This is a genomic window from Enterococcus sp. AZ179, assembly GCF_050498885.1.
Taxonomy (GTDB): Bacteria; Bacillota; Bacilli; order Lactobacillales; family Enterococcaceae; genus Enterococcus_D; species Enterococcus_D entomosocium.
Genome location: NZ_JBMHEO010000001.1, coordinates 75,984 through 89,956, shown reverse-complemented (window position 1 = coordinate 89,956; position 13,973 = coordinate 75,984). Strand labels below are relative to the sequence as shown.

Below are 13,973 nucleotides of genomic sequence, written 5' to 3'. Positions count from 1 at the left end.
GAGAGGAGGGCTCTTATGAAGTGGAGTATTCCAGAAAAAGTAATCGAGCGGGGGAGAACGTATCTTAATGAAGGCCGTGTCTTGTCTGTCACCCCGGATAAAGAGAAAAATGTGTGGCATGCAGAAGTACTCGGAACAGAATTGTATTTAGTTACTTTGGATGCTACTGCCAAAGAAGTGGATTATTGCCAATGTCCCTATTGGGAAGAACATCATTATTGCAAACATACGGTGGCCGTCGAACTCTATTTACGCCAACAAGGAAAAACACGAAAAATCAATGAACAAACCCCCATCAAAAAAGCCTTTTCTGCTTCAGAGATGTTTTCCAATGGTTTTGCCCGCTTAGACAGCGAAAAAGAAGCGAGTAAACCATTACAGATTGAATTTCGGGTAGATACGATTGCGACAAATCCTTATCACCAAGAGATGGATATTTTAGGGGTCTCTTTGAAGGTCGGGCATCGCGGCACGGCCAGGACCTATGTCGTCAAAAACATTTACAAATTTTTACAGATGTATCAAGAGAACAAGCACTATGCGGCCAATAAGCAACAGACCTTTTTGCTTTCTGCGGATGCTTTTGATGAGAAAAATCGAGCTTTATTGAATCGATTGACAGGAATCGCGCAAACCCAACAATTAATGGGGCAAGCGGGCATTCAAATCAATGGCAAACTTGACAAAAAATACTTGCTGCTGCCCGTTGAATTCGGCAAGGAACTGCTATTGCAATTCAATGATGTCTACACGCAAATCACCATTGGTGAAACCAAGGTCAGCCAAGTAGACTTCCAATCGGGGGAACCATTGACGTTTTCAGTTACAAAAGAAGCGGATCATTTTCCGCTGCTGTTCGTAAAAGACTTCGACCACTTACTTAGTTATTATAACTGGGGGCTGTTGGACGGAACATTTTATGAATTGACTGTCGAGCAAAAGGAGATCTATGTCACGATGCAGCAGCTGTTTAAACGTTTTGAACAGCCAATCATTGATTATCCAAAAGAAGAGCTGGCGAATCTCTTTATGAAAGTTTTGCCTTATTTGCGAAAAATTGGGCGTGTCCAAGTGGCTCCTGAGGTTCAAAATGACATCGAAGAATCTGAATTGAAAGCAGTTTTCTCCTTGCGGAAAATCAAAGGTCAAGTAGATCTACAAGTTGATTTTACTTATGGAGAAGTCGTTTTTTCAAGTGATGAAAAACATCAATACATGCCAGAAAATCATCCAGAGATTTTACGTGATTTCCAACAAGAAGCACGGATCGAAGCCATTATTGAAACCTTTGGCTATCAAGCCAGCAGCAAAAATTGGCAAAAAAATCTACCACTAGGTGAGCAACTCTATACCTTTTTTACGAGAGAGATCCCGGTCTTGAGACAATTAGGGGAAGTGCGGATCGGCAAGAAGCTGCGGGAACTCTACCTTGATGCCCAGCATCATCGACCAGAAATCGTGATTGAAGAGAATGGTTCTTGGTTGGATATCAAGTTTGATGTTAGCGGCATTCAAGAATCAGAGATCAACGATGTTTTGCGGAGTCTGTTGCAATCTGCGCAATTTTATACCACAGAAAATGGGCAAGTTCTTTCGCTGGAGTCGGAAGAGTTTCAAGAAGCAAGTGCTGCCCTCAAAAAATTGCGGCTCTCGTTAGATACGAAAAACGGGGCAATCCAAGTCCCATTGAATCAAGGGCTATTACTGCAAGAACAGTTTGCCGATCAAGCGAGTTTTAGCACAGGCTTTCAGCAAATGACGAAAGATTTGATCCATCCAGAAAACTTTGAGGCACAGTTGCCAGACAACTTGCATGCTGAGTTGCGGCAGTACCAAGAAGTTGGCTTTCGTTGGCTAAAAATGTTGAGCCATTATCAATTTGGCGGCATTCTTGCTGATGAAATGGGGTTAGGGAAGACCGTCCAAACCATTAGCTATTTGCTTTCTGAGAAACAAGAGCATCAAAAATTGAATGCGTTGATCGTGGCGCCAGCCAGTCTAACATTCAACTGGCAGCAAGAAATCAAACGGTTCGCACCTTCAATTTCAGCGACTGTCATCAGTGGAACGAAAGAAGAGCGAGAAGCGCAGATGGCGCAATCAGCGGACGTCCGAATTACTTCGTATGCAAGCTTGCGTCAGGACATTGATGCCTATCAAGCACTAGAGCTATCGTGTTTGATTTTAGATGAAGCACAGATGGTCAAAAACAGCGCGACCAAAACGGCACAGGCATTGCGATCCTTGGAAGTTCCGCAGCGGTTCGCCCTCAGTGGCACACCGATCGAGAACAATTTAGAAGAATTGTGGTCCTTGTTCCAAATGATTATGCCAGGCTTTTTCCCCAACAAGCAGAAATTTAAGGAACTATCTACACAGGAAATTGCAAAAATGATCAAACCCTTCATTTTGCGAAGAGATAAAAAATCTGTGTTACATGATTTACCGCAAAAGCTGGAAACAAATTATTACAGTGTCCTAACAGAGGAACAAAAGAAAATTTATTTGGCGTATTTGCGACAAATGCGAGAAGAAATCGCGCAAATGGATTCTACGTCTTTCCGCAAAAATCGGATCAGTATTTTAGCTGGCTTGACTCGTCTACGGCAAATCTGCTGTGACCCTCGATTATTCGTGGAGGACTACGAAGGGTCTTCTGGGAAACTTGAGCAGGTCAAAGATTTACTCTTAGCAGCCAAAGAAAATGGCCGTCGTGTCCTGCTATTTTCTCAGTTCACCAGTATGCTTTCGATTATTGAAGAAGAATTAGCCCAGGAAGGGTTTGAATCCTTCTATTTGCGTGGCAGCACACCGCCGCAAGATCGTTTGACGATGGTCAATGCTTTTAATAGTGGCGAAAAAGATGTCTTCTTGATCTCATTAAAAGCAGGAGGAACTGGACTAAATCTGACTGGTGCAGATACAGTGATTTTATACGATTTATGGTGGAACCCAGCAGTGGAAGAACAAGCCGCTGGACGAGCCCATCGGATTGGTCAAAAAAATGTAGTCGAAGTCTGGCGAATGATCGCCGAAGGAACCATTGAAGAACGAATGGATGCATTGCAACAAGAAAAACGTGAGCTTTTCCAAAAAGTGATTCAAGGCAATGAAACCCAGCTTCAACAAATGACCGAAGAAGATATTCGCTTAATTTTGAGTATCGGCGAAGAACATTAAGCATTCAAAAAAACATGGACCCGCTTGAAGCGAAGGTCCATGTTTTTTAGTTATAGGCGTATGCAGGAAGCTGCAAGAGGGCGTCAATACTTTCTTGGAGCTGCGAGAAAGCAGTGATCGACACATCGGGCAAATCTTCCAATCCATTAGGCGCCTGACGAAGACGATGATTGAACCACAAGGCTTGCCAACCGGCTTTTTTGCAGCCCACTACATCATTATCAAAGTTGTCACCTACGTACAGTGTTGTTTCTGGATCAAGAGCAAAGGCGGTTTCTGCCAATTGGAAAATTTCTAGCTCTGGTTTCTGATAACCGGTTGCTTGTGAAATGATCATATGCTCTGGTTTGATCCATCGAGTCAGTTGCAACTGATTCAACTTCTTTTGTTGGTGGTCGGTGGGACCGTTAGTAATAATTCCTAATTTGATTGGCAATTTGGACAAATAACTCAAGGTTGACTCAACTTTTGGATGTAGCGTGATAGCATCTAGTTCTTGTTCATAACACAGCTGAAACTTACAGCTTTCTTCTATTGTAATAGGTAAGTACCCTAAATCCGTTAATGAATGGGTCAGTCGAAAATAACGAAAATGATCTAGCGTCCATTCATTTGCCAATACCCGTCCAAACTGCTCATCACTGTGCACCCGAAACCGTAAGTAAAGAGCAGTTAAATCTTTGTGGGCTATTTTTGGGAAACATGAGGTTACGGCATTGTGAAATGGTTGTTGCTGGTCATATAAGGTATCATCGACATCAAAAAGAATACTAGTGATCAAAAAAGACACGCCTTTCAGAATTAGTGAAAATTTTCAGTTTGTTTTCGAATCAATCATAAGCCATTATTCCTGTAAAAAAAAGAGGGAAATTCCTGTAAAATAAAGGTTTTATTTACTGTTTTTAGAAATCCGCGTCTTTATAGGTTTTCAAAATTATAGTGAATTTTACCCATTTTCACATGTTTCTCATTTTGCATTTCTACTGAGAGTTGCTTATAATGATAGCTATTGAGGAGGGGGAAATGTGTTAAAAAGGTTTTTTCGTTATTATCGACCGTATCGGTCACTATTTATGCTAGATTTTACTTGTGCGGTATTTGCTGGTTTATTAGAACTGGCCTTTCCCGTTGCCGTCAACCAAGTAATCGATAAGATCATGCCCCAGAACAACTTTCGCTTGATACTATTGGCTTGCTTAGGCTTGTTCTTGTTTTATGTGATCAATACTGTGTTGCAATATATCGTGGTTTTTTATGGTCATAAACTTGGGGTCAATATTGAGACAGATATGCGTCAAGAACTGTTTCGACATCTGCAGACCCAATCTTTTGAATATTATGACAATCAAAAGACCGGCAAGCTGATCAGTCGCTTGACCACGGATCTCTTTGAAATCTCTGAAGTCGCTCACCATGGGCCAGAAGATGTTTTTATTACCATTATGACTTTGGTGGGGGCATTCCTATTGATGTTGAATATGCACGTTCAATTAGCGGTAGCGACATTTGCGTTGATTCCATTGATTACGATTGCCTTGGTTTTTTTCAATAAGAAAATGACCAAAGTCAATACACAGATCTATGACAACCTCGGTGAGTTCAACGCCGGAGTGGAAGCATCTGTTAGCGGCATTCGAGTGACCCAATCGTTTGCTAATGAAACGTTCGAACATAAACGCTTTGATGGATTGAGCGAAATCTATCGGCAATCGAAGATCCTTTTTTATAAGGTAATGGCGATCAGCTCAGCGTATAATTACTTTCTGATTCGCTTGATCAACTTGTTTGCTCTGATTTTTGGTGCTTACTACGTGATTCGTGGTGAACTGACGAATGGCCAGTTTGTAGGGTTTATTTTATTATCGAATGTCTTTGTTAGACCAATTGAGAAGGTCAATACGATGATTGAAAGCTATCCGAAAGGCATCGCTGGCTTCAAACGATTGACCGAAGAATTGGATAAAGAACCGACGATCAAAGACAAACCAGGGGCACGGGTTGTTCAATCATTAAAAGGGGATATCGTCTACCAAGATGTTTCTTTTTCCTATGCGGATGCGACGAAAGTCTTGAATCACATCGATTTATCGATCAAAGCTGGCGAGACGATCGCCTTCGTCGGGCAAAGTGGCTCAGGGAAAACCACGTTATGCAACTTGTTGCCGCGTTTTTATGAAGTCACTGAAGGCGCCATTACGATTGACGGCATCAATATTCAGGAGATGACCCTGGCTTCTTTACGTCAGCAGATTGGGACTGTGCAGCAAGATGTCTTTCTTTTCCCGGGAACGATTCGAGAAAATATTGCTTATGGCAAACTTGATGCAACAGAAGAAGAGATTTTAAAGGCAGTCAAATTAGCACACTTAGAAAAGGTCATCGATCAAATGACGGATGGGTTAGATACGGTCATCGGTGAACGAGGAGTCAAATTATCCGGTGGTCAAAAGCAGCGGGTAGCGATTGCTCGGATGTTCTTAAAAAACCCGCCGATTTTGATATTGGATGAAGCAACATCAGCGTTGGATACGGAAACCGAGCAAGTGATTCAAGAGTCATTGAATTCTTTGGCAGATGGCCGTACAACCTTGATCATTGCCCATCGCCTCGCAACGATCAAACATGCGACACGCATCATTGTCGTTAGTGATAAAGGCATCTTAGAAGAGGGGACCCATGAAGATTTGATGGCGAAAAAGGGACATTATCGCGCATTGCATGATGCGCAATTCGCTCGTGATGGAGAACCTTCTCTCCCTTAGAAGAAAGAAATGAACGATCAATCCAAGAAAGCACTAGTCTTTTTATACTTTGTCAGGAAAAAGCATAAAAGACGGGTTTCTTAGGTTGATCGTTTTTCACTAAATTTTTGTGAGAAACCCTTTTCATTTATAAGCAGATATTCATTTCTCCTACTGTTTTATTGTCGATTATGACAGAAATGCTTGTATGGTTTTCTGATTAAAAAGGAATGTGATACAATGGAATCAAGAATGAAGACATTGGTTGAGAATCTTCTCTGGAAAAAATAACATATATTTTTATTGTAGCCCTGTCGTTTCCAAGGCAACAAGGGATCGTGAAATTTTTCCTTTGAAAACGATTGAGCCATGGACTTGGTTTTTTTCTCCATTTTTTTGATTACACATGTAATTACAGAGGGGAAATTAAAAAACGCGGGATTCAACTAAAAGAGTATTTTAATATTCTGACATCTTTTTGATACACCTTTGACACACTGTTGTATAAAAGAAGTAATATTAAAAAAAAATTTGATTTTTCTCATTTAAAAATAAACTTTTTGAGTGAAACCTTTTGCCTAAAAGGTTTCGCTTTTAATATAACTTTCGAGTTTTATTAAAAAATATGAGATTTAGACTAGATTTTTTTTAGTTAAACCTGTATAATTGAAATCAAGCGAGGGAACAGGACTTGCTTGATTGAAAATTAAAAAGGAGAGATGCACGTTGTTGACACTATACACTTCCCCAAGTTGCACATCTTGTCGCAAAGCTCGTGCGTGGTTACAAGAGCACGAAATCCCTTTTGTTGAAAGAAATATTTTTTCAGAACCGTTAAATATTTCTGAGCTTAAGGCAATTCTACAAATGACAGAAGATGGCACAGAAGAAATTATTTCCACCAGATCCAAAGTATTCCAAAAGTTGAATATGGATCTAGATGACCTGCCCCTAAAAGATTTATTGACACTTGTTCAAGAAAATCCAGGATTATTGCGTCGGCCAATTATGATCGATGAAAAACGATTGCAAGTTGGGTTTAACGAAGATGAAATTCGTCGGTTCTTACCTAGGGATGTTCGCCAACTGGAACTAAGACAAGCGCAATTAATGGCAGGCTTATAAATTTGACTTCATCGACTCGCTTTCTCGTAGAAAGTGAGTCTTTTTTTGAGTTTTTACGTTTTTCTTAAGAGGATATTCGTTTTCTCTTTACTTTTTATCAGGTTTCGATACAATGAACCTATAGTGAGTAGCAAAAGTGAGGTGTAGCTAATATGGAAATGGAACATATCAATGAGAACACCATTCGTGTATTGATCAAAAGTGAAGACTTAGCTGCGAGAGGCATCACTTTTCTTGACCTTCTAGGAAATCACAATGAAATTGAAAACTTCTTTTACAGTATTCTTGAAGAAGTTGATATTGACGAAGAATTTAAAGGCAGTGAAGCTGTAACTTTCCAAGTCTTGCCTAAAGGCGATGGGTTAGAATTGTTTATTAGCAAAAATCTTCCACCAGAAGGAATGGAAAATTTTGATGAGATGAACGATGAAGCGAATGAAGACATTACCGATATGTTGAAAAAACATGTGGCGGCTCAATTACAAGAGTCAGAGCAAGCAGAAGAAATCGGCAATCGTTTTGTATTCGAGTTGTTGCGATTCGAAGATATGATTCAATTGGCATCCGAAGTATATTTGGATTCCGTTGCAACCAATCTTTACCAAATGGGTAACCATTATTATATTGAAATTCGATTCATGGATGCAGAGGTTACTGATATTGAAGTGGAAAATGCACTTTCTTATTTGATGGAATTTGCCCAACGGACATCAGTGACGCCAGAGGTTTTATCTGAATATGGTCAGTTGATCATGGAAAACGATGCACTTGAATTGACTCGTTTCTACTTCAAGAATGATTAATGAATGAAATTCATTTCCAGCCAAGGACATTTTGACAATGTTTTTGGCTTTTTTTAATTGTGTTTGACGAATCTGGCGTACCTCTTATTGAGGTGAGCCAGATGTTGAAAGCGTTGAACCAAAGAAAAGAAGTCATCCTAGCGAAAGGGGCAAAGAAATCCTCGGGCCCTTTTTATTGCCCAGGCTGTCAGAAAGAAGTGATTTTGAGGCAAGGACTTAAGCGACAATCCCACTTTGCCCATCAAGCCACCACTGATTGTCAGACATACAGTGAAGGGGAGACGAAGGAGCACTTGGAAGCAAAACAACTTTTGTTTGAATGGTATCAAGAGATGGATATTGAACTTGAAGCCTACTTGCCGCAACTTCAGCAGCGACCTGATCTCTGTTACAAAAATATTGCCGTTGAAGTCCAGTGTTCTTCACTCAAGTTTTCACGATTTCTGGAACGAACCAGCACTTATTTAGCAAATGGTTATCAGCCTTGGTGGATCCTAGGGACCAAAATGTATCCGAAACGCCAATGGTCGCTTTTGGCAAAAGCTTGCTGTACTTATCAGTCTACTGGCTTTTGCTTGTGGCTCATTGATACGCGAAATCAGGCATTGGTGCGGCTGCACCAAATCAAATGGCACTATCAAGAAGGGGTAATCAGTCGACGAAGCGCTATACAAAAAGGGGAGCCTTACAAGAAAGAGACACTTCGACCTTTGTACGAAGCAGATGAATCAGATACCCACCATTCTATTGAATGGGTAGCGGTCGATTATCGTTTGTGGGTGATTCGAAAACTGCGAAACAGACTGCCTAAAATCAGAGAGATTCAAGAAATAGTATACCCGTTGAATGGGAATGTCTCACAGTTGCCTCTTTGGTGCTATTGTGAAAGTCGGTTTGGCTTTTTATTTGAACACCACATACTGATTTTTCGCTTTCTCTATTTAAGTGAATGTCCCATTAGTTTTGAACAGTGGTTGATTCAGTTGAGGAAGCTGCATTGGCAATGGTGCTTTCCTTTGCTTGATCAAAGAGAAATATTGAGAGAAATCTTTCAAGAATGCCAATATTTAGAAAATTCGGTTTCTTTTTCAAGCCAATGATTTGGTTTCGTTGAAAAGTGTGATAAGATATTTTTAACCAATGAACAAGGAGTGAAGGGAATGTCAGAAACAAAACAATTACCAGCACGTGAATCGATTCCAGTCGAAAAAACGTGGGACTTAACGAAAATCTATGCCGATGATGCGGCTTTTGACATAGAATTTCAAGAAATCCAAGCACAGCTCAAAGAAGCTAGCAGTTACCAAGGCACTTTAGCAGATGGGCCACAAGCCTTCCTATCCGCTTTAGAATTTGTCTTAGATCTTTCTCGCCGTTTAGAGAAACTGTATGTTTACAGTCATTTAAAAAATGATCAAGATACCGCTAATACGACTTATCAAGGCTTATATGCGAAAGCCAGCAGTTTAGTTGCGCAAGTAAGTGAAGCCGTTGCTTGGTTTGATCCCGAATTATTGACGATGTCCGATGAAACGATTTGGGGCTATTTCGATCAAGAACCGAAACTAGCTGTTTATCGTCATATGATCGAAAAAACTATTAACGAGCGGCCCCATGTTTTGCCTGCCGATCAAGAAGCGCTATTGGCTGGAGCAGGCGAAATTTTTGGAGCATCCGGCAACATTTTTTCTGTTTTAAACAATGCTGATTTGGATTTTCCAGTAGTTGAAGACGAAAACGGGGAAAAAGTACAGCTATCTCATGGTGTATACGGTGAGTTGATGGAAAGCACGGATCGGTCTGTTCGGGAAGCGGCCTTTAAAGGTCTCTATGGCGTCTATGAACAATTCCGCAATACCTTTGCCCAAACCTTAAGTACGAATATCAAAGCCCATAACTTTAAAGCCAAAGCCCGTAAATACGACTCGGCACGCCAAGCCGCTTTGAGTGCCAATCATATTCCTGAAAGTGTCTATGATACCTTAGTGGACGTCGTTAATCAGCATTTGCCATTATTACACCGATATATGGCATTAAGAAAACGCCTGTTGGCTGTCGACACGCTTCATATGTATGATGTGTACACGCCGATTTTAGGGGAAGCACCGATTCGCTATACCTATGAAGAAGCAGTCGAAAAAGCGAAAGAAGCGTTAAAACCATTAGGGGAAGAGTATCTAGCTGTAGTTGAAGAAGCCTTCAGCAATCGGTGGATCGATGTCGTTGAAAACAAAGGCAAACGCAGTGGTGCCTATTCTTCAGGTGCTTATGACACACTGCCTTATATCTTAATGAACTGGAATGATCGATTGGATCAACTCTTTACCCTCGTTCATGAAATGGGACACAGTGTGCATAGTTACTTCACACGGAGTAACCAGCCTTATGCCTATGGGGATTACTCGATCTTCTTAGCAGAAATCGCTTCAACCACGAATGAAAATATTTTAACGGAATACATGCTTCAGACTGAGACTGATCCGCGGGTCAAAGCCTATGTCTTGAATCATTTTCTTGATGGATTCAAAGGAACGATTTTCCGTCAAACGCAATTTGCCGAGTTTGAACACTTCATGCACGTGGAAGATGCGAAAGGAACGCCGTTGACCAGTGAATTCTTAAGCGAGAACTATGCCGAGTTAAATGCAAAATACTACGGACCATCAGTTGAAAAAGATCCGGAGATTCGTCTTGAGTGGTCACGCATTCCGCATTTCTATTACAATTACTATGTTTATCAATATTCAACTGGTTTTTCGGCAGCTTCTGCTTTGGCGAAGAAAATCTTAGTTGGCGAACCTGATGCCTTAACTAACTATTTGAACTATTTGAAAGCCGGACGTAGTGATTATCCAATCGAAGTCATGAAAAAAGCAGGCGTAGATATGACGAAAGCAGATTATATTGAAGATGCAATGAAAGTATTTGAGCAACGCTTGAATGAATTGGAAGAACTCGTAAAAGAAATCGAAGCATAATTGAAAAGAGTACAAACCAGTCCGAAAAGGATTGGTTTGTTTTTTTGTTCCTCCCGCAATGAAAAACGCTGCGCAGCGAGCCAAACACAAGATCATCGTTTGGCTCGCTGCGCAGCGTCGCTATTGAATAGGGTTTCATAAAAGAATCAACCCTCGATCAATTTCATGAATAGTGGAAAGTTTTGGTGCTTTCAAAGACTGAGCTTTTTGCATAAATGTATCGAGTTCTGTTGCTGTACCACAGACGAGAGGAAGACTTCTCAGTTCCTCTGATCCTTCTAAAAGGACCCCATATTCTTCTTCACTTGAAAAATCATACACCACAGCAGAAGGTGTGATCGTGATGCCCATGTCTTTCGCTACCCTCTGATCGGTGGCAAAGTTCTTTTTCACTAACTCAGATGTACGATCTTCTAGGAACATCTCTAAATCACCATTCGTTTCTGAAAATAGATCTTTCACTAAGGTGTCACAATATTCCTGTTTTTCGATCCCTATCCGTTGTTGCAATTTCAATAAGAAATCCCGAGCAATTTTTTTTCCTTGCAACTGGGCTGCTTTATAATCCAATGACGCAGCATAGATTTGGTTGGTCTGTTCATTTCGCAAGACCAAATCCGCCTTATTCATGGACAAATAGTCCATTGAAACACCTACGGAAAACAAGTTAACGAAAGGCAGGATCTGCAAATGGATTTTTTTGCGGCTCGTGTTTAATTTGTTGAGAATCTCCTTTTCGATATCATAACAAATAGGCCCAATCGGATTAATAAATAAAAAAAGTTCGATCATTTGAATCTCTCCCCAATTAAGATTCTTGAGTAACTTGAAAAACAAAATAAGTATGTTTTATTAAATATAGCAAAAAAACGCGAAAAAAGTAAGCAAAAGGGCATCCTACAATGATTTTTCTTCAACGGCTCGAATGATCTTGTTTTTTGCTGGTCGGTAAGGAACACCAAAAGAATGCAATAACGATTGAAAGGCAAGTTCTCCTTGAATTGGCTCACTGACTTCTAGCTCTAACTCATAATCATGCTGTTGACCATACCAGCTTTCATCCAAAGCAAGTAATCCTTCATTGATCGGAAATTCCGCCCGTTTCGTTTTTAATGCTACGATCATGTGTAATGAATCAGGTTCGATATTCGCTGCTTTTAAGCGTTGAGCAACCACACCTGTTTTTAAAATTTTTTCTGACGCGATCAATGACGCTGCGGTTTCGATTGTCAAAGGATCAGTCGTTTCTAACAGACCGTGTTCAATGGGGGTCTTTAGCGTTAATTCTGCATTGGTAGGAGTCGTGCGAATGCGTAAGCCAAAATGCTTTTCTCGCAGTTTAAAGTCTTGCGTATCAAAGTAATAATTGGTTTGCGTCTTGAAGGCTTTTTCTGACAATTTGTAATAAGCAAGCAACTGGTGGTATTCTTTTTCCGTCAACATTGTTTTATATTCAATCTCTACTTGTTCGACCATTGATTTTCACTCTCTTTCTATTGCAAACATAGTGTACGCTGTTTCAGCTATTCCGTCAAAGAAACTAAACAAAGAAAAGCGGAAACGATTGGGGCAGACAAAAAAATCTTTTGTTTCTGCACTTCTGTCCATTCAGTTTTATTCCAAGAGTATGGTAGAATAAGAGGTATGTTATGAACAGAATCGAGGGAGAAGAATGATTCGAGATTGGGAAGAATTCTTAGCGCCTTATGAACAGGCGGTTTCAGAATTAAAAGTAAAATTAAGAGGCATAAGAAAACAATATCGGGAACAAAACAAACATGTTCCCATTGAATTTGTCACGGGGCGTGTCAAGCCAGTAGATAGCATTTTAACAAAAAGCAAATTACGAGGAATCGCACTGGATCGTCTTGAAGAAGAAATGTCTGACATCGCCGGTTTGCGAATCATGTGTCAGTTTGTGGAAGACATTCACCAAGTCGTTGAACTGTTGCGGACACGTAAAGACATGAAAGTCATTATTGAACGTGACTATATTACCAATAAAAAAGTCAGTGGTTACCGCTCGTATCATCTGGTGATCGAGTATCCAGTTCAATTGATCGATGGAGAAAAAATTATCTTAGCAGAGGTACAAATTCGTACACTGGCGATGAACTTTTGGGCAACGATTGAACATTCATTGAACTACAAATACCAAGGGGAATTTCCCGATGAAATTAGCGAGCGACTACGACGTTCGGCAGAAGCAGCCTACCAGCTAGATGAAGAGATGTCTAATATTCGTGAAGAGATCCAAGAGGCACAGCGGTTGTTTTCTCATGGGAAAGGCAAACGCGGCGGACATGACACGCCCAAGTTGCCGAAGGAGGAATCAGAATGAAAGGCATCCGCGTGGCAATCGTCCATAATCAAGAAAGCAAGTCAGTAGAAGTGACGAAGCGTTTAACTGTCCTCCTGGAGCAGTCTGAAAACAAGATCGATCAAGAGAACCCTGAATTAGTGATCTCTGTTGGTGGAGATGGTACGCTTCTTTCTGCTTTTCACTTGTTCAACCATAAGTTAGACCAAGTACAATTTTTAGGGGTCCATACGGGACACCTCGGCTTTTATACAGATTGGCGTGACTATGAATTGGATGAATTGGTAGAGTCTTTATGCAATGACCATCAAAAGAGTGTCAGTTATCCTTTATTGGATGTCCGAATCACTTATGCAAATGGCAAACCAGACAAGCATTTCCTGGCATTGAACGAATCAACGATCAAACGCGGCAATCGCACCATGGTTGCCGATATTTCTATTAAAGAAGACCTCTTTGAAAAGTTTCGCGGGGATGGCCTCTCGATCTCAACGCCAACCGGCTCAACTGCCTATAACAAAAGTGTTGGTGGGGCAGTATTGCACCCAAGTATCAATGCGTTTCAATTAGCAGAGATTGCTTCTTTGAACAATCGCGTCTTTCGGACACTTGGATCACCGATCGTCGTGGGTCATCACGAGTGGGTCAAAGTGCAACTGCAACAAAGTACCGACTATTTAGTGACGATTGATCAATTTACCATCGAGCAAGAAGAAATCGACGCAATCTATTACCGGATTGCCGATGAACGGATTCATTTTGCGTCTTATCGGCATATGCATTTTTGGAATCGTGTCAAAGATTCCTTTATTGGAGAAGAATAAAC

11 protein-coding genes are annotated in these 13,973 nt (G+C 40.7%); 8 read left to right on the top strand and 3 right to left on the bottom strand.

Annotated features, from left to right (window positions below):
- Nucleotides 1-15 precede the first annotated feature (15 nt).
- Nucleotides 16-3,180 carry an SNF2 helicase associated domain-containing protein gene (locus tag IGI88_RS00425; RefSeq protein ID WP_429960089.1) on the top strand — a complete coding sequence of 1,055 codons (3,165 nt, stop codon included), beginning with the start codon at nt 16-18 and terminating at the stop codon, nt 3,178-3,180.
- A gap of 46 nt (nt 3,181-3,226) precedes the next feature.
- Here IGI88_RS00425 and IGI88_RS00420 read toward each other — a convergent pair whose 3' ends face one another.
- Nucleotides 3,227-3,961, bottom strand: coding sequence for an HAD family hydrolase (locus IGI88_RS00420; RefSeq protein WP_429960088.1), 735 nt, complete (start codon nt 3,959-3,961; stop codon nt 3,227-3,229).
- Nucleotides 3,962-4,205: 244 nt separating this feature from the next.
- Between IGI88_RS00420 and IGI88_RS00415 the strand changes: the two genes are divergently transcribed.
- The 5 genes from IGI88_RS00415 (at nt 4,206) to pepF (ending at nt 10,827) form a co-directional block, all read left to right on the top strand.
- Nucleotides 4,206-5,942, top strand: a complete 1,737-nt coding sequence (locus IGI88_RS00415) for an ABC transporter ATP-binding protein (RefSeq protein WP_429960087.1) — start codon at nt 4,206-4,208, stop codon at nt 5,940-5,942.
- Between the two features lie 705 nt (nt 5,943-6,647).
- Entirely contained in the window at nt 6,648-7,046 is a 399-nt protein-coding gene (spxA, locus tag IGI88_RS00410) for a transcriptional regulator SpxA (protein WP_003127030.1), read from the top strand.
- A gap of 152 nt (nt 7,047-7,198) precedes the next feature.
- The gene (locus tag IGI88_RS00405; protein WP_400450045.1) at nt 7,199-7,849 is read left to right on the top strand and encodes an adaptor protein MecA; all 651 of its coding nucleotides are present in this window, start codon (nt 7,199-7,201) and stop codon (nt 7,847-7,849) included.
- Nucleotides 7,850-7,950: 101 nt separating this feature from the next.
- Entirely contained in the window at nt 7,951-8,949 is a 999-nt protein-coding gene (locus IGI88_RS00400) for a competence protein CoiA (RefSeq protein WP_429960086.1), read from the top strand.
- Between the two features lie 60 nt (nt 8,950-9,009).
- Nucleotides 9,010-10,827: an oligoendopeptidase F gene (pepF, locus tag IGI88_RS00395; RefSeq protein WP_400450048.1), complete on the top strand. Its 1,818-nt coding sequence runs from the start codon at nt 9,010-9,012 to the stop codon at nt 10,825-10,827.
- Nucleotides 10,828-10,962: 135 nt separating this feature from the next.
- Here the strand turns inward: pepF and IGI88_RS00390 are convergent, their stop codons facing one another.
- Both IGI88_RS00390 and IGI88_RS00385 read right to left on the bottom strand, forming a co-directional pair.
- A complete protein-coding gene (locus IGI88_RS00390) occupies nt 10,963-11,619 on the bottom strand; it encodes a DsbA family protein (protein WP_008379746.1) in 657 nt (218 codons plus the stop codon).
- 105 nt (nt 11,620-11,724) lie between these two features.
- Nucleotides 11,725-12,303 carry a CYTH domain-containing protein gene (locus tag IGI88_RS00385; protein WP_429960085.1) on the bottom strand — a complete coding sequence of 193 codons (579 nt, stop codon included), beginning with the start codon at nt 12,301-12,303 and terminating at the stop codon, nt 11,725-11,727.
- Between the two features lie 196 nt (nt 12,304-12,499).
- Between IGI88_RS00385 and IGI88_RS00380 the strand changes: the two genes are divergently transcribed.
- Nucleotides 12,500-13,168, top strand: a complete 669-nt coding sequence (locus IGI88_RS00380) for a GTP pyrophosphokinase (RefSeq protein WP_005236729.1) — start codon at nt 12,500-12,502, stop codon at nt 13,166-13,168.
- A 5-nt stretch (nt 13,169-13,173) separates the two neighbouring features.
- Nucleotides 13,174-13,971, top strand: a complete 798-nt coding sequence (locus IGI88_RS00375) for an NAD kinase (RefSeq protein WP_301280263.1) — start codon at nt 13,174-13,176, stop codon at nt 13,969-13,971.
- Nucleotides 13,972-13,973: the final 2 nt, after the last annotated feature.